The sequence below is a fragment of the Proteiniborus sp. MB09-C3 genome, from assembly GCF_030263895.1.
Classification (GTDB): domain Bacteria; phylum Bacillota; class Clostridia; order Tissierellales; family Proteiniboraceae; genus Proteiniborus.
In genome coordinates this window covers 1,657,217-1,675,130 of sequence record NZ_CP127161.1, presented here as the reverse complement: position 1 = coordinate 1,675,130, position 17,914 = coordinate 1,657,217, and the positions used below count along the sequence as shown (strand labels likewise).

The window sequence follows — 17,914 nt, the reverse complement described above, 5'->3', positions numbered from 1 at the left end:
CTATTTTCCCATTAATTGTTCTAATCCCACATCTGATGTTAGCTCTTCAAGATTATTAAATATTTCCTCTTCGCTCCAATTCCACCATTGAAGCTTTAGCAAGAATTCAATCTTTTCGTCACTAAAGCGTTTTTTGATAAACTTAGCTGGATTCCCACCATATATTGTATATGGCTCAACACTTTTCACTACTGTTGAATTAGCGGCAATAATCGCACCATCACCAATTACAACGCCTGGCATAATGGTTACATTTTGACCTATCCACACATCATTACCAATCACAGTATCTCCCTTAAAAGGAAGTTGTTCTATTGTAGGAGTAACCTTTTCCCATCCACAGCCAAAGATATTAAAGGGATAGGTTGTAATTCCATCCATTCTATGGTTTGCTCCATTCATAATAAACTTAACACCCTCTGCAATCGCACAGAACTTACCTATTATCAGTTTATCCCCCAGAAATTCATAATGATGCTCAATATTATCATAAAATTTCTCAGGTGACTTTTTGTTATCACTATAATAAGTATATTCGCCAATTTCTACATTAGGGCGTTTAGGCAAATTACTTATATAGCAAACGCTCTTTATATTCTCGTTAGGATAAAGTTTTTTCTTATCTGGTCCAGTCATTGAACATGGTCTCCTTTCAGGTATTTAACCTCATTTACTAGTCTTTGAAGAATCTCTATTCCTTTTCTTGTACAATCTACATCAGTTGATATTAAGGAAATAACCTTATCGACCCTTTCCTTGTAATCGCTTGGCTTGATCTTAAAACCTTCAATCATCTTAACAGCCTTTTTTTCATTTATACAGTATTCTTTATTTATTGCAAACAAGACTTGATTAAGGGAAGATATGCTTCGAAAGCAATGTCCACAAACATAGGATACATCGTCTTTATCAATATTGTTCTCAGCAAACATTAAAGAGAAACCTGCCTCAAACATAAAAAATTCAGTTAATCCCTTCTGCAAAGCGGTTGGATAACGTTCTGCCTGCTTTTTTAATTCGCATAAGCTTTCATTCTTAGCATATAGTATTTTGCTAATCGCTAATTCTCCTCGATACATAGCACTTATATATCCATGGGGATGCCCCGTCTGATAATTAGCAGTAACAATTCCTTGCTCCGTATCTTTGATTATTTGTTCCACCCGTTTTATATCACGTAAAATCAAGTCAACATGATACCCATTTATAACTAACCATCCGCCGCCATTAATCCAATCACCCCACGCTCCGGGAGGTACAACAAGGTTATTTCTATTCTCATCATCCAACTCTGTAGCAATTTGATTAATCGCTGTAATGTCAAATGATTCTGATTTGTAATAGATTCCGATATCTATATCAGAATCCTCTGTATGGGTACCTCTTGCACGGGAACCCCCTAATACGATGCCTTCTATATAAGGCAAAGAGGATAATTTTTCTGTCACTGATTGAATAATATTATCTATCATACGAACACACTCCTTTATTTTATTTTGCATCTAATTTTCTAATCTCAGTTATCATTGGGCAAAATATTGCAATGCAAATGATTAAAATACCTGATATTAAAAACCAATGGTTTATACCGATTCTATCTGCAAAGAATCCAGAAAGAATTAACCCAATTGGCATAGCAAGAGACATGATACTTCCAGTTAAAGAAAATACACGTCCTAAATATTCAGGCTTAATTTTCTCCTGAAAAAGAGCTGTTTGCACACCGCTGTAAAACGGAACCGAAAGCCCCATTATTGCACAGCAGACTACAAATATGAAAAATCCACTTTGAGGAAGTAATCCTGAAATGGTTAAGCTTATCCCCATCATAAAAATTGATGCCGTTATTAATAAGATTCGCTTTTGGTAATTCCCAAATAACCCTAATAATAGACCCCCTATCAACATACCAGAGGCATAAGCAATCTCCGTAATAGAAATATGCATCGGTGTACCATTAAAATATTCCATAGTGATTAAAGGATATAATGCATTTATGGGCATATAAACAAACATATATAATGTTCCAACGAGTAATAAAGCAAATAATCCTTTATTTTGCCGTAGTACAGCCATTCCTTCTTTCATTTCTCTTATGAAATTTGGTTTCAAACTTTGCACTTGATCACCCAGCTTAGGAATACGTACAATTGCTACCGTAATAGATGCAATCACAGCACCCAATACATCGATGGCAATAATAGCATTTAGTTCCCAAACGGAGTATAAGAGTGCTGCAACCGCCGGACTAGCAATATAGCTTATAGACTGCAAAGACTGACTATAGCCTGCACATTTCGTAAGCTGTTCTTCTGGTACTAAAAGTGGCGTAACCGCATTGAGAGCAGGGGTATGAAAAGCTGTTCCAACACTGCGGATAAACAATACTACCATAACCATCCAGATAGGTAACTCCATATACAATGCAACAATAGCTAGCACGGCCCCAGCTGCTGCGATAATTAAATCAGCACCAATCATTATCTTCTTCCTATCATGACGATCCACTAATACACCAATGGCTGGTCCAAAGACCGCATAGGGTAAAAAACCTACTAGTGAAGCCATAGACAAGACCATCGCAGATCCTGTTTTCTCTGTAAGGTAAAAAATGATCGCCATTTGCAGGATGGCACTAGTGATTAATGATACTGCCTGCCCTGCCCATATTGTATAAAACTTAAGTTTCCAATTGTTGTATTTTTCCATTTATATTATCTCCTGCATATTATTTTGCTTGAATTTCTATTTTGAATAGCATTCTAGGCAATAAAAAATGCAGGCCTAAATCCACAATGTGGCTTTTGGTCTGCATACATACAATTTGGAAACATTCATATTAAAGACATAGTTAAATAAGACTATAGTTAAATGGTCTATATCTCACCGTAACTAATGAATGCTCAATATCGTATAAATAAGCACAACAAAAAAGCCTATCATCGGGGATAGATTCTGCTTTTTTTATTGCCAGCTTATCTTAAACGCATTGAGGCTGTCATAGTTTCGGTTCCTCCTAAACTCTTATTTGTATCAACATATATTTTAACACAATAAGTTGTATTAAACAACGTTTAAAATTGAAAAAAAGCCACGGACAGTACAACAAACATATACATCCCAGGAAGATAATATTGATTTAATTATAGATTACCTAATATACCGATAAGCCATGCTTAATACAATAAACAAATAGTTTGCCACCGGTAGTTATAGGAAACCTACAAGTTGGACTTTGTTCTGGGTACAAGCGATTTAGAAATACTCTGTCACTTTTAACATAGGCCACAAAAGAAAGATAATGATCTTTGGTCATTGGATGGTCAAATGTGACAAAGTAATCAGTATCTATTTCCTCTACCGTGATTTTTGGTGCAATAGTTGCAACAGTAGGCAAGATACGTTCTAACTTTCTTCCGCAGCAGAAGATAGAGGCACTTCCTGTGCTCACCAAAATATTTCCACAGGAAGGACAGACGTAAAAACGTACTTTATCAATATTGCCGCTATCCGGCTTATTTGATGTGATTTCACCCTCCATCATCTGTTTCATATCAACACCCAAAATAGTAGATAGTTCTGGCCACAGCGATAGGTCAGGACATCCTAAACCACATTCCCATTTTGAAACAGTTTTATTTTGAATACCCAGTGCATCTGCAATATTTCTCTGGGTAAGGTTTTTTTCCTTTCGTAGCTTGGCAATTAAATTGCCTATTTTCACACAATCCATGCCACCACCTCCATTTCTGCTTAGTATATCATACTACATGAACCTTGCGATTACTTGTACCAATCTTGCTGGAAGCTGCTTCAAATCGGTTATATCCAGTGTGTTTTCAGCACCGTAAAGTTCTCGGATAGCCTCCTTATCCTGTCCAATAGCTGCAGCTAGGAACTGGATGCCTTTTCGCCTAAATTCCTGCAAAGTATCTTTCATATCATACGCTGCCTTTTCACCTGAATAATCAGGCATAGCCTTAGGCTGCCCGTCACTGATGCTGATTATTAATTTGGATTTTTGGGGCGCATAAAGCAATCTATCGGAAATAATGCGCAATGCCATACCATCCCGATTGTTGCTGCGAGCCTGAATGTTCATAAGAGCATATTTTTCATTTGCATCTTTGCTTTCAAAGTCTACATAGGAATAGACAGACATTTGCTCCAGCTTGGAGCGGTCTGCTGTATCCCCGTAGACCATGATTGGAATACCGCATCTTGTGCAAAATTCATACAAGGCAACAGCAGCTTGCTTTGCAGATTCTAATCGGCCAAAGGCTGACATCGAAGCCGATTCATCAATCCTGAGAGCAACCGCAATAGAGGGTTCTTCCTCAGGCGGACGCTTGCGGGCAAATGTGCGAAAATCCATAGTGGCAACCTGATCCGCGCAAAATTTTGTGCCATACAACCTCGATTTCGCGAATTCAGCAGATAATTCATGCTCCAACAGAGGATTTGTTTTTCTGATTAATTCCCGAATAACTGGCATCAAAGTTGTCATCATACGGTTATACTCTTCCCTGTTCTGGTAGGTAACTTCCGGACGATGGACAATCAGCTTAATATCTTCATGGACACTTCCTTGAACACTTTGCCGTGCTTCCCTGTTCAACTGTTTACGAAATTCTTTTTTTTGTAATTCGGTTGTATCTGATTTATCGAGCTCATGATAGAATGGAGTGCCATTTTCCCCATTATCATTGCTTGAAATATCAGTATTTTCATCACTGCTCGTATCAGAATGCCCCTCACTGTCTTCTGATTTTCTCAGACGCACTGCATTTTTATCAGCTTGATCTGTCTTGGCAGAGAATTCTCCGTTTTCGGAAATATTAAGTTCCATTACTTCAGGATTTTCTCCGTCTTTTTGCGATTGACATATGTGATCCATTTCCTCAAGCTTTTCTGTCAAGCCATGACTAGCCAGTGCCTGCTCTAAAATAACAAGTTCCTGCGGATCGGTCGTGATTTTGTATAACACCTTATAATATAAACTTTTTTGGATTGAGGCACCACTTTGAACGGCATCCACCCAAAAGATATAGGAACGCATACCGGCTACACCTTTAATGGCATTGGCGCGGGCTGTCTCATCCAGCACCATAATCGTTTCAGCTAAAAGAGATAGTACAGGTTCAGATTCATAACCGGTCTTAGCTTTAACCCGCTCCATCATCACTTCTTTAGGCGGTAAATCTAGTTTTTCTGCATGCTGCACTCGATCTCGCAAAGCTTCATTTAAGGGCCGGAAGCCATTGTAACCGCGGTTTGTTGTGATAACCGCAATAAAATCAGGGTGACGATGCGCGATACGAGTTGGCAAGTTTAGACTGCCATCTGGTTCTAATGCGGAATTTAGCGCCATTAAAACAGCAGCATCCCGAATCACTGTCGGTTCCTGAATCTCCAAGAGCCATCCATTTTCATATGCACGAACAATCTCAGAAGGATAATAGCGATATTCAACCTTATCAGAATGACCATCTTCTTCTGACAGCACCGGAAGAATCGAACCCAGGACATCGGATTTATCCATATCTGCAAAACAGGTTACTTTCGTATAAGGCAGGTTAAAATCAGCAGATAAAGCTTTGGCAATCTGGGTTTTTCCCGAACCAGCATCCCCTTCCAGCAAAATGGTGCTAATTTTCATTTCACCGCGATTCCAATTTCGTACGATCTCTTCATATATTCGTTTTTCTGCTTCACTTTCAATATGTGAAGGCGGCTTTTTCCAGACAAGCGACTGTTCCTCTTCAGTCAGCTGCCTGTCCGGTGACAAAATACAAGTCTTTTTCATTGTTAGTAACACTCCAACTCTTCTAGTATGCGGCTAAGCACTCGTTGACGTTCTCCAATTATTTCTCCTAAATCATTTAAACTTTGGGCAAATGCTTTGATGTCCTCATTGATATTTTGATTGTCTACACACACTTCTACTGGTAATATCCCACCTTGTACTCCAACTCGTTCCGCTGTGGGTTTTTCCGGGTCATATAAAAGGGGGAGTCGGTAAGCCTCCTTGAAGTAAAGCAATGTCCTGGACAAAAAAATCATCAAATCAAATATTTGATGGATAGGTAGCTCCTGGGCCAAAATCAATTCACCATCTTTATCATTTTTCCAAATCTGTGCGGCAATCTGCATTTTTTTATTTTCTTCCAGCATAGGCGCACCTAGCGTTAAACGTTTGATGTCAGATTGATAAGCATTTCTGCCATCTATACGGTCATAATCATTTGACACCATAACAACTTTTTCATTCATCGCCATATCCTCCTTGCATTTGGATCAGCAGCGAGACACTGTTCTCTCAAACTTTCTAATTTTGCTGTATGATCTTCATGTGGGTCATCATACTTTAACACTTTAATAACTGATAGTTCAAAGCCTTCCGAGCCATATTTATTCCAGAGTTCTTGTAATCGTTTATTAGGATGCCAGTTGGCTGCCAATTTCATATTATTGCTGTTAAAGCCTGATTTTGTATCTTTGGAGATACCCAAAAATACCTCGCCAGTTTCTTTACAACGGTAAGATATTACTCCCATTTCAGGATGTCTGTTTTTATAGGCTTCTAAAAGCTCTTTTTTTCTTTTTGTATCCATCATTTTCACCTCGACTCTAGTATAAAACAATGTATCTCAAAATATAATCCACGCTCCGTAGACCATATGAATGCAGAATTATCCAATAGACAGTATTTTATAAAAATAGTAACTTGTGCAACTTGCCGTTAAGTTTTTTCAATTTCCTGTATGACATAAGCATTATAAAAACGAAAAGCCGCCAATCAAGAGCTGTTACCCTTAATCAGCGGCAAGTCTTATATCTAATTTTCTATATCTATTTCAATACTTGACTTAAATTCCACCTCAATTCTGTCATCATGCACCGTAACCCTTTCAATAAGCCACCTTACTAATTGCTCATCATACTCCTCTAACTCGCAGGATTGCTCATTCAAGAAATCAGTCATTTCAGCGATTCGTTGCCTTTTTCCTTCTCGCTCTGCATTTTCAACTAGTGCATTTTGCTTTAATTCTCGAAGGCGGTAAATTTCATCAGCCACATCATCATAGTCATTCTTGGACTTTGCTTGTATAAGAAGCTGTTGCTGTAATTCTTCCAATTTACCATCAATATCATCGGTGGCATTATCATTTTCTTCATTAAATATAGTAGCTATATTTTTCTGTAGCGTCTGGAGGAAGGGTTCTTTGTTGACCAAAAGTTCGTTTATAGCCTTAACAACTGCATTCTGCAATGTTTCCTCATTTATGGTAGGGGCAGTGCATTCAGAGTCCTTCTCCTCCAATCGACTAACGCATCTCCAAACGATTGACTTGTAACCTCGGTTATTCCAATGTACCCGTCGGTAAATATCGCCGCACCGTTTGAAACCGCGAATTTTCACGCGTTGCCCCACGCCCGTTTCCGGGGCAAAAAGTGGTGGAGATTTAGACCCCCCTACCCCAGAAACTGCAGAAAATCTCAAAAGTTAAGCTAATCTTAGGATTTCGTGAGATTTTTTGCATCTATATAAAACCGTTAATCGGCATAGTTTTCAAATTTGAGTATTAACCCTTTTCTAGAAAAGAGGTGAGTATTTTAATTTATCTGTCGGTCAAGCGAATGATCTGACAATTGGCTGTTATTCTATCTAACAGAGTCTGACAAAGATGTTTGTCTTCCACTACATCTAACCATGTAGATATTTCTCGATTGGTAATAAAAATGATACTTCTTGTTTCATTAAGAAAAGTAACTGCTCGATAAAAAGCCTGCAACTCTGACCTGGTTGGTTCTAGATAAAAAACATCATCAATAATAATCAAGTCGCACTCCCGCATATATGAGAAGGTTGCTCCTGCTTTTGGGTTTATATCTTTGTTCTCTACAATAGATACAAAAGTATCAATGGATGCATAGTAAGTTTTATGTCCATTACCGATCGCTGTTTCTCCAAGATGAACTGCAAGACTAGTTTTGCCTGTCCCGCATTTACCAAGCAGAATAACGTTTTGTTCTTCATTAAGCCATGTCAGATGGGATAATTGTTTAATTTGCCATTCCAAACCTTTGTTTAAATTCGATAATTCAAATACCTTGTTGGGAAGTTTGCTTGCCCTTCTTAGCTTGATCTGTTTTTGTCTGGCTCGTATCTCTAGTTCTTTTTGTAATATCATCTGAAGATAATCTAGATTGGACAGTTTCTCATCATTCAAATCAATATATCCCCTGGAAATATTCCATAGATTTAGCTTCTTAGCCAACTCGCGGATTTCAGTTATATCAGCCATCGATTTCCCTCCTTATCTCCTTGCTACGTGTCAGATGGTTGAAATACTGCTGATTTGGTAAGAACTTCTTCGCTATCTGCTCACCATGCTTATACATCATGTAGGCCAAAAGTTCATAGGCATTGCAGCGTTCAGTTTCAATGCAATATCTTACCCCATCAAGCATTTGCTCCATCGAATAAAACTTCGTCATGCGATTTAAGCGAATGCAATGGCTATTAAAATATTTTGGTTGTTCCTGTTCCATCCGCTGTATAAATTCCTGAGCGATTTCATGCTCTGCAAAATATTGTTTTATAAGAGCATGAGAGACCCTGTTTCTGTTATTATTTCCTTCAGGTTTGAATATCTGTCCAGTACCTTCTGTTACTGGATACTTAGCTAATAATTCATTAGTATCAGTATCATAAAATAGAAGTATTTCACCATCATCCTCTATACGTATGCGTTGATGTGCATCCATCACACCGACATCAATCTGATAACGATTCCCTTTATAGCTGACCACTCCATTGGAATCAAAGGATGCTACAGTACTTGATACCTCTGAATATGGTTTAACATGAAAAAGCTGTTTTTGTTCTTCAATAAACATTTCTCGTGGCACTTTTCTAGTCACAGTATGAACTCTCCCGTTGCCTTCTCTATCCAACCATGCAAGAGCTGCACTGTTAAGACTGTCAATTCCGGTATATACCCTCCCCTCCAGAAAACTTTGCTTAACATATCCAATGACCTCTTCTACCTTACCTTTACTCTGAGGATCTCTTGGCCTGCATAATGAAACACTGTAGCCGATACGCTTTACATATTCTTCAAAGGCCGGTACAAGTATAATATTACCTAGATTTTCGCTAACCACATAGACCCTATCAAGATCATATAGAATTGTCTGTGGTCTTCCTCCAAAATATTGAAATGTATAGTTATGAGCTTTAATGGCTGTTTCGGTCGTGAAGGGATCCGGTGAAAAGCAAACAAATTTCATTCTGCTATAACTCAAAACCATACAAAAGAAATATACCCTTACAATTCTTCCATACATATCTTTAAGTTTATATTGACCAAAATCAGCCTGAGCTTCATATCCTGGTGGCGAGACTTCACGTGGCGAGATTTTCCGCTTACTGGTATGCTGATACCCATGCTGTTCCCTTAAAGCTTTCATGTAGCGATAGAAAGTAGCTCGTTTAACTTGTAAATCAGGAAAGGCTTCAATTAATTTAAGATAAATATTGGTATCTCGGATTTGTGGGCATATTTTCAACTGTTCCAGTATGTACTGACGGTAGTTATCCATGTGGTACCTTTCCTTTTCAGCTTCCCTAGCATAATCCTCTTTACTCATATTCCAGTATTTACTGACAGAAGTATAGGTGATCCCCAGCGCTTTAGCAGTTTTGGTCTGGGCAAGTCCAAGTGCTTTGTATTCCTGGATTTTTTGATATTGCTCGATACCGATCATTTTGATTTCCTCCTCTGGTTGTATTGAGTATTTTATAACATCTACAATTTAATCTAGCACAAGCATAAGCGCCACCTCCTTTATGAGAATGCATTGTTGATTATTTCATAAATTCAAAAACACCCAATAAGGGTGTTATAAATTATAGCTTTTATATTAGTAAGGCATCTTTTCTTCTACTATACGATGATATACAAAAATTATATAGAATCCAATGCACTTCCATAACAATTAATATCAATCGCAGGTGTAGTACCCAAACTTTGTAGCTCTATTAATAATTTTAGAAAGAAAAAAATCAATGATTCTTCCTCTGTGCTTTTCATCAAAACATCATTTTTATAATCTGCCAAGAATGAACCTTCTGCTAAGATACATCCAATATCTAGTTTACTTTCATCCTCTAAGCTATATATAGCTTCTTCAAAGCTTTTCCCTAGAGGCGGATTCCAAACACTTGATAACGTTAATATTCCCGAAAGAATCTTATTGTGTGGCTTTGGAGCATAATATCCACCGGCATGCGGGATTGCTGTTGATGTCCTTTTTAAAGAGCGTACACTTTTTGTTTTATCACCAGCATAGATGATATTTTCTTTATTAATTTCTTGCTTAACTTCAAATATAGCATAAACGCTCTCGGCAGGAATATAATAAGCATTATCCTGATTGAATACAAAAGGTGAATATTGTTGGTCGTAAATAACTACATCAATTTGATCACTCATATTTCCGTCGCAATCAATTATAAAAGCTTTATCTACGCTATATCTTTTCGGTAAATAAGTTTTTAGCCATTCAATCCAATTTAATTCGGATGAATCACCTTTTATGCCAGGATGCTGTATGTGTTGCCTATTGGTCGACAACTTAGCACACATCTGGGTCTGTAAAGAATAGAAAAGACTTTTAATATCAATTTGTCCCATATCACTACCCCCCTGTTTACCAAATAATCTTCTCCCAGTACTCTTCATTTCTACTCTCTTTAGCTTTCTTAGCTATATCCTCTTTTTCATATTTATACAAATCATCTGATATTACATTGTTTGTATTAGCAGGATCTTTGATAATTTTATCAACAAAATTATCTTTAAGGTAATCCAAGGTTGATAAGAAGTTTGCAGCTGGCTGATTCTTATTTTTATATCTCAAAGCTTCTATTGTCACTAACTCCAAGTAAATAGAGGGAAAATCTAAATTGTGCAACTTTCTCCATATTTTTAATAGGATGATTTCCTCAAGCCTTCCAGAGTTTTTTACTATCGATATATGCTTGTGTATGTTGGTTTGTGTCCAAGTATTTTTCTTGTTTCTATATAAACTATGGTCATTTGTATTACCAACATGCTTCTTCCCAGGAACCAGGTCAATACTATGCCCACCGTAATTTATTCCTATAGAAACATTTTGTTTTCTACAATTAATACCCTTACTGCTGCTAATATAGCTAAATAGAGAATCATAGATCTCCTTTAAAGTATTATTAGTAGTTGATTTTAGCGAAACAAATAAATCTAAATCCGAACTAATATTTATAGCAGTTCCTTTTGCTCTTGATCCAGATATTTGAATATCATTAAGGCAATCACCTGCCCATTCTTTTATCATATTTATTAAAGGATTGACTACAAAACACTGTGTCAGAGCATCAACCTCATTAGGTACTTTATATTTAGCAATAATCCTTCTAACATATTCATCAGAAGTCATCATTTCACCCCTATTAATCTTAAAGTTCAACTTTATTCGTACATTCAATATGTAACGATTAAATTTATCAATCCATCTAAGTAATCTCTTGTCAGCTTAGGATAAATTTTTATCAAATAGATGATTCAGATTTTTATACCAATTCTTATTATGGACTATACGAGTCTCATGTAAATCATTATTTAGTATTTCAGCTTTTGTTAGCTGTGAAATGCTTTCCCAATCATTTCTTAAAACATAAGTAGCATTATTCACTTTTACACTCTCCAAAATGTACATGTTCAAATCTTCAAAACCGTGAACAATATAACCACCAAAGCCTCCTGTGCCAATAGCAGTAAAATCAGGTGAATACTCATTAATGGTTTCTATTCTCTTTTCAATAACAGCTCTATTTGTACCTATTGCTCTCTTAAAATAAGGTTCCAATCTTTCCTTTTGTTTCTCCCATGGGAATTTCCCCTTGGGTAATAGCTCCCAATTGAGTCTTATAACTTTTGGTGGTAGTATTGGATTATTAGTAGAGTCAAAAATTTCACATTCCCCGAATATTTCTAGAATAACATTGACAGCCGAAATAATTTCATTTCTTTTTGTTTCATCCATAACAAATACAGGAGATACAAGATTTTTAGACTTTCCATTGCTAACAATTGTAAATTCAATACCAGTTGGAGGTATGACCTGTCTCTGAAATCTTTCATATGAAATCGATGTAGATTCAGTTACTTCTCTTGTTTCTCCTCTACCTGCCCACTGTTTATATGTCCATTCAATCATTCTTGAATGCTGCTCCTTGGGTTTATCTCTTAATAATATATAATCCCCCTCGGCATTTCTCCTCGTAGCTGGTCCAATTATGTCGGGTAGAATTGTTTCTCCTATTTTCAATTCGTTTGTGAAACCAATCTCCTTCATTTCTTTAATTCTTTTTTCTACATCCACTACTCCGACTCTAAAACGTGAACCTGTTTCTAATACTTTTAACTTAGATAAGTTTCTTATCCTTTTTTGTTTAATAATCATCTTATACACCCTTTCATTTTATTGTGAATTGTTTAATTCAACATTTCCTCAAACTCACCATTTGATAATACGAATTCGCAAGCCAAGTAATTATTGATTTCTTCACCTACAATATGATAAGATGATTATGAATTAAGATAGGCTATGCTTATCAGTCCCCATAGTTGCTACCAACATCTATGGGGCTTTTTTCGTATTATAAATTTTGGTAATGCTATAACATTCGTTACTATAACTCTCTTACAACTTCATCATCCAATATTTTTTTTCGTTGCTTCCAATCTGGCATCAAAGATGTCATAAAATCATAGAAATTTGAATCATGGTTCCTATACTTGAAATGAATTAATTCATGAAGAACAACATAATCAATACATAGCTTAGGTGCTTTTATCAATTCACTATTAAGTAGTATAAGTTGTTTTTCAGGGATACATGAACCCCATCTAGCTTTCATTTTCCTTATTTGGATTACTGGTTTGTCAATACCGTACTTTTCTAAATATTGATACATTCTTTGGAGGCTTTCATTGAATTTTTCATGTGCTTTTTCTCTATACCAATTATTAATCAATTTTTCTTTTCTGGTGTAGTTATGCTTATCATTCACAGATAGATAGAGATAGCCTCTATAGTATTTAACACCTTCAATTTTATCGCTTTCTTCGACTTTTAGGCGATATTGCTTACCCAGATACTTAAATGTTTCACCGCTCAAATATTCTTTATCTGCAATATGTTCTGACTGAACATCTTTGAAGTAACCTACATTTGTTATAATCCAATGAGCCTTAGATTTTACAAAACTAAGGATATATTCAATAGGAACTTTATCGCTGGCTGAAACAATAATACTCATATCTGGCCTGACACTCAAATTTATATTTTTTACATTTTTCCGTTGCAAATCAAATTCTATAATTTTTCCTCTATAGGTGATTTTGTGTTTTTCCATAGTCACCGCCTAGTACCTTCTTAGGGCCACAGTTTTAATATTTTCAATCATTGTATCTATCTGATCAAAGGTCATTTTAGGAAAATGCTTTTTCTTGACTAGATACAAAAGTTCATCTATCTCCTGAGAAATTTTCTTATGAACATCTGGATTATCGTGCCAATCCACCTTACAATGCCTTTCAATAATCACGTCAACTTCCATTGCAATATCGGCTAAAATACCTTCATAGTTGTAGATAGGGCCATCTTCTGCCACTAACTCTGTAACTCCTGCTTCATAATACCTTTCATCTTCAAGCACTTCTTTAACCACACCATAAAAGGCTTGAGCATGGATATTATGTTTGATTTTCTCTGGGTAAGTTGTACCTGAATACCCCTTTCTAAAATCATTCATAACATTTCGCATTTTTTCTAGGTATTCTAATTCAGAGATTCTTTTCTCCTTATACTGCTCTATGATTTCTTCAATACGTTCGGAGAATTTCTTATAATAAGCTGGATTCTCATCCCACTTTTCACTGATGCGTTTTGTCATTCTTGTACGAATTGCATCTGCTTTAGCTCTTGGCGAACCCAAACGCATCAACTCATCTTCGAACTCTTTTTCATTCAGGATATCCACTGGTGCCGTTATCTGAATGATATCTTCCGCAGCAATATAGGTATCCATCAGATTTCTCATCTTAGCCTCATACTCTTTATGATCAATGGTGTCAGAATATCTAAGCTTTACAGAAGCTCTAAGTTCTTGATAAAACTTAAACTCACGTTTATAAAGCTTGATATCATCTTCACCTATGGCATTATAGACATGCTCTGACTCAAGAGCTATACCTAAGTATTTTCCGAAGTTACTTAACTGATTATAGAAGTCATTTCGAAGGGCTTCATCACCTAGCAACAGTTCGTACTCTTCCTTATCCTGTTTGTTTTTGATTCCTTTGAATATGGCCACAACATTTGAATAGGATTCTCTTAGTTTTCCTACTATACTAATGACATCAACTAGTGCACCTTCAAGATCTTTTCCATCAAAGTTTTCAAGACCCGCACCTGAATAGGTTCTCATAGCTGAATCCAGTTCTTGAATAAGTCCTCTATAATCTACTATTAACCCAAAATCCTTTCCTTCATAGAGCCTGTTCACACGTGCTATAGCCTGCAACAAAGTATGCTCTTTCATCGGTTTATCAACATAGAGAATAGATGCCCTAGGAGCGTCAAAACCAGTTAAAAGCTTATCGACTACAATCAAAATTTCTAATTCATCACCATCAATAAATTCACTCTTGATGTGGTCTTCATATTTTTGTGGATCACTGTAGGCTTCCATCATCTTATTCCAAAATTTGAGAACACGATCTTTTGGTTCTTCATCAACCTCGTCATACCCTTCCCGTTGATCTGGCGGTGAAATAACAATAGCTGTTTTTAAATCTCCATATTCATCAAAGGACTCTTTGTAACGAATGGCATCAAATTTTGATGCTGTGGCTAGCATTGCTTTTGCAAAGGTATCTTTATAAAATTTTGTATAATGTACGTAGATATCATCTGCAATCAAACGAATACGCTGTTCTGATGAAGCAATTGCTTCAAATTTACTCCACTTCTTTTTAAGTTCTTCTGCTTGCTTCTCAGCCAAATTCCTCGTAATCATTTCAATACGCTTATCAATAGCATTCCGATTTACTGTCTGTTCAACAAGTCTTCCTTCGTAGAGCAGTGGCACAATGGCACCATCTTCAACACCATCTTTAATAGTGTACTTGTGAATCATACGTCCACCGAACTTCTTCATGGTACTCTTATCTTTTTTCATCAAAGGTGTACCTGTAAACCCTAAATAACAGGCATTCGGGAATACTTTCTTCATTTTGATATTTAGTTCTCCATATTGGGTCCTATGAGATTCATCAATTAATACAAATATATTTTTTGACTTTACAGGTTTCTGATGCTTTGAAGCAGTATCAAACTTATGTACCAAAGATGTAATAATATCTGCTCCGTTATTGTTAATCAGCTCTACAAGATGCCTCCCGCTTATGGCTCTTTCGGCTCTCAGTCTCGAATGATTAAAGGTTTGATGTATCTGGCTATCTAGTTCGATTCGGTCTGTAATGACCAACACCTGGGGATGAATATCAGCAAACTGAGATAAAATGTACCTTGAAAGCATCACCATAGTTAGGGACTTACCTGAACCTTGAGTATGCCAAATAACACCTGATTGGCGGTTACCATTCCTATCGGTTTCTACAATGGTTCTAATGATTTCTTTGATAGCGAAATACTGTTGGTATCTTGCTATCTTTTTTATATTTTTATCATACAATGTGAAAAAACGTATAATTTCTATAACTCTTTTTGGATGAAACAGGGAAATAATATTTTTATCCTGCACCGTTGGTATTCTACAAGTAACAGTCTCTGCTAGTGTTTCTTCAAACCACTTATACTCAATAGACTCCTTATCTTCTTTCCATAATGACCAAAACTTTTTAGGTGTTCCAGTAGTGGCATACTGGGTTTCATTCTTGTTTGTAACCATGACAATCTGAACAAATTTGAATAGCTGTGGAATATATTCTTTTCCCTGATTTCTAAGCATTTGGCTAATTCCCTGAGAGATAGAGATACTTGCTTTCTTACATTCAATCACCCCAAATGGAATGCCGTTAATAAAAGTAACAATGTCAGGACGTACAGTACCTTGTCCATCCTCTCGTTCCACCGAAAATTCTTCCACCACATGGAAAACATTGTTCTCAGGATTTTCCCAATCAATATAGTTCAGATTAAAGGACTTCGTACCATCCATTTCAGAAAGACTTTCTGGATAGCTCCGGCCTAAAATTAATGAGTCATAAATCTTCTCATTGGTTTTAATTAAACCATCTGTTAACGCTTCTTCAATATCAAGTATTGCCTGCTGAATATTCTTTTCTGAAAACTTATATGTGCAACCCTTAAAATCAAAGCTATTAATGGCTGTTAATCGTTCGTACAAAATATCTTTAAGAACAACATTATACAGATTCCCTCGCATCTGCTCTGCTTTTTCGGGCGAAATGATGGTATACCCTATTTTATTTAATACCTCCAAAGCAGGGATTTGAGATATGTTCATTTCATCGTATGCTTCCGCTCTACGCACAGTATCACCTCTTTTCATTTTCTTGGGTATTCACTCTTATTATGCCTGTTAATAGAAGTTGCATTAAGCCTTTCTTTTGTTGCTTTAGACTTTCTAGTTCTTTTTCTAATAAATCTATTTCATTATCGGCTGTTTTAAGAACTTCTCCAATTTTTTTCTGCTCCTCTAATGATTTAGGAATACGTAAAACCAGATTTTTCATAGTTGTTTCAGATATTTCCTTTTGTCCTGTACCACCTATCATATGTCCGACCCTTTTATAAAAGTCAACATTTGAAATATAGTAAAATAAAAACATTAAATCACCTTTAATTGTTGTTAAACTACTTATTGCATTTGATGCAATGTAATTTTTCATATTACTTGGTACAATTCCTATTCCACCGTTATGATAATTCTGGCGTCCAATTAATATTTCATTTGGTTCTCTCAAATAATATGGCCTACCATTCTTTGTGTCATTTGGATATTTTTCAGTTGCTTCAATACCTTTTAAATGGAGTTTTACAGTTAGCAACTTATAATTCTGCGGCTCACTAACACGTTCTTTATTTAAAAACTTGAATACCTTGCCAAACTTCACTTCTTCCCATGCATCATTAAATCCAGTAAATCTCACATTTCCAGTAAGTAATTTTTGCATCAGCCCCGCCTTTTGTTTTTTCTTTTCATCGATTAGCTTTTCTTTCAATTCGATAGCTTTGTCCCACGTTGAAAGAATTTCAATAATTCTATTTTGCTCAAATATTGGAGGGAAGCTAAAACTATACTCCAAAAGCACACTATAATGAAGTCTCCTTTTTTCAATTAATGATCCTTCTGCATAATTGTTATAAAAGTGTAACATTCTAAATGACTGTAAAAAATATTCGATAAATCTGGGATTATAACCGTTTTTTATATAGAACGTATTATAATATGCTGAAACAGATACTGGATATCTTAACTTATGCAATGCTACAGCACCAAATCTAATATTCATTGGATTATAAACAAAATCATTTTCATATACTACTTTATAATTATCACCATCTTTAGTTACCAAATACTGTCTTTCGTATCTGTCAGTTTTTTCTACAACCCCTTTTTCAATTGTTAAACTAAATAATGGGTAAGTATCTTGATCCGTTGTATACTCTTTTCTTTCTTCCAAAATATCTTTCATCTTAGTTTTTTCCCAATCAGATGGTATAATCCAGAAATCATCTTTTATAAAACCTTTAGGAGTATCTCCACGTAATATCATTTGATAGTTTGTTAAATAATCTCTCACGCTATTTC

At 36.0% G+C, this 17,914-nt stretch carries 16 protein-coding genes; all 16 read right to left on the bottom strand.

Annotated features, from left to right (window positions below; genetic code table 11):
* Entirely contained in the window at nucleotides 1-636 is a 636-nt protein-coding gene (locus QO263_RS08015; RefSeq protein WP_130806157.1) for a Vat family streptogramin A O-acetyltransferase, read from the bottom strand.
* Nucleotides 633-1,472, bottom strand: a complete 840-nt coding sequence (locus QO263_RS08010) for a nucleotidyltransferase domain-containing protein (protein WP_285628591.1) — start codon at nucleotides 1,470-1,472, stop codon at nucleotides 633-635. The genes QO263_RS08015 and QO263_RS08010 overlap by 4 nt, the downstream gene beginning before the upstream one ends.
* A 19-nt stretch (nucleotides 1,473-1,491) precedes the next feature.
* On the bottom strand, nucleotides 1,492-2,709 hold the full coding sequence (gene mef(A), locus QO263_RS08005) for a macrolide efflux MFS transporter Mef(A) (protein WP_285628589.1): 1,218 nt from the start codon (nucleotides 2,707-2,709) through the stop codon (nucleotides 1,492-1,494).
* A 445-nt stretch (nucleotides 2,710-3,154) separates the two neighbouring features.
* Nucleotides 3,155-3,733, bottom strand: coding sequence for a helix-turn-helix domain-containing protein (locus tag QO263_RS08000; RefSeq protein ID WP_285628587.1), 579 nt, complete (start codon nucleotides 3,731-3,733; stop codon nucleotides 3,155-3,157).
* Nucleotides 3,734-3,766: 33 nt separating this feature from the next.
* Nucleotides 3,767-5,806, bottom strand: a complete 2,040-nt coding sequence (locus QO263_RS07995) for an AAA family ATPase (protein WP_285628584.1) — start codon at nucleotides 5,804-5,806, stop codon at nucleotides 3,767-3,769.
* A gap of 2 nt (nucleotides 5,807-5,808) precedes the next feature.
* Nucleotides 5,809-6,273, bottom strand: coding sequence for a DUF6530 family protein (locus QO263_RS07990; RefSeq protein WP_285628581.1), 465 nt, complete (start codon nucleotides 6,271-6,273; stop codon nucleotides 5,809-5,811).
* The gene (locus QO263_RS07985; RefSeq protein WP_285628578.1) at nucleotides 6,270-6,614 is read right to left on the bottom strand and encodes a GIY-YIG nuclease family protein; all 345 of its coding nucleotides are present in this window, start codon (nucleotides 6,612-6,614) and stop codon (nucleotides 6,270-6,272) included. Before QO263_RS07985 ends, QO263_RS07990 begins: the two co-directional genes overlap by 4 nt.
* 224 nt (nucleotides 6,615-6,838) lie before the next feature.
* Nucleotides 6,839-7,423: a recombinase zinc beta ribbon domain-containing protein gene (locus QO263_RS07980; RefSeq protein ID WP_285628575.1), complete on the bottom strand. Its 585-nt coding sequence runs from the start codon at nucleotides 7,421-7,423 to the stop codon at nucleotides 6,839-6,841.
* A gap of 199 nt (nucleotides 7,424-7,622) precedes the next feature.
* A complete protein-coding gene (locus QO263_RS07975; RefSeq protein ID WP_078022728.1) occupies nucleotides 7,623-8,309 on the bottom strand; it encodes an ATP-binding protein in 687 nt (228 codons plus the stop codon).
* Nucleotides 8,302-9,774, bottom strand: coding sequence for an IS21 family transposase (istA, locus tag QO263_RS07970; protein ID WP_285628572.1), 1,473 nt, complete (start codon nucleotides 9,772-9,774; stop codon nucleotides 8,302-8,304). Before istA ends, QO263_RS07975 begins: the two co-directional genes overlap by 8 nt.
* Before the next feature lie 200 nt (nucleotides 9,775-9,974).
* Complete coding sequence (locus QO263_RS07965) at nucleotides 9,975-10,703, bottom strand: DUF6602 domain-containing protein (RefSeq protein ID WP_216558324.1); 729 nt, start codon at nucleotides 10,701-10,703, stop codon at nucleotides 9,975-9,977.
* 16 nt (nucleotides 10,704-10,719) lie between these two features.
* Nucleotides 10,720-11,487: a nucleotidyltransferase family protein gene (locus QO263_RS07960; RefSeq protein WP_285628569.1), complete on the bottom strand. Its 768-nt coding sequence runs from the start codon at nucleotides 11,485-11,487 to the stop codon at nucleotides 10,720-10,722.
* A gap of 96 nt (nucleotides 11,488-11,583) precedes the next feature.
* Nucleotides 11,584-12,513, bottom strand: coding sequence for a hypothetical protein (locus tag QO263_RS07955; protein WP_216558318.1), 930 nt, complete (start codon nucleotides 12,511-12,513; stop codon nucleotides 11,584-11,586).
* A gap of 229 nt (nucleotides 12,514-12,742) precedes the next feature.
* On the bottom strand, nucleotides 12,743-13,468 hold the full coding sequence (locus tag QO263_RS07950; protein WP_191741611.1) for a M48 family metallopeptidase: 726 nt from the start codon (nucleotides 13,466-13,468) through the stop codon (nucleotides 12,743-12,745).
* A gap of 9 nt (nucleotides 13,469-13,477) precedes the next feature.
* Nucleotides 13,478-16,606 carry a type I restriction endonuclease subunit R gene (locus QO263_RS07945; protein WP_243190365.1) on the bottom strand — a complete coding sequence of 1,043 codons (3,129 nt, stop codon included), beginning with the start codon at nucleotides 16,604-16,606 and terminating at the stop codon, nucleotides 13,478-13,480.
* Between the two features lie 31 nt (nucleotides 16,607-16,637).
* Entirely contained in the window at nucleotides 16,638-17,906 is a 1,269-nt protein-coding gene (locus tag QO263_RS07940) for a restriction endonuclease subunit S (protein ID WP_285628566.1), read from the bottom strand.
* Nucleotides 17,907-17,914 lie beyond the last annotated feature (8 nt).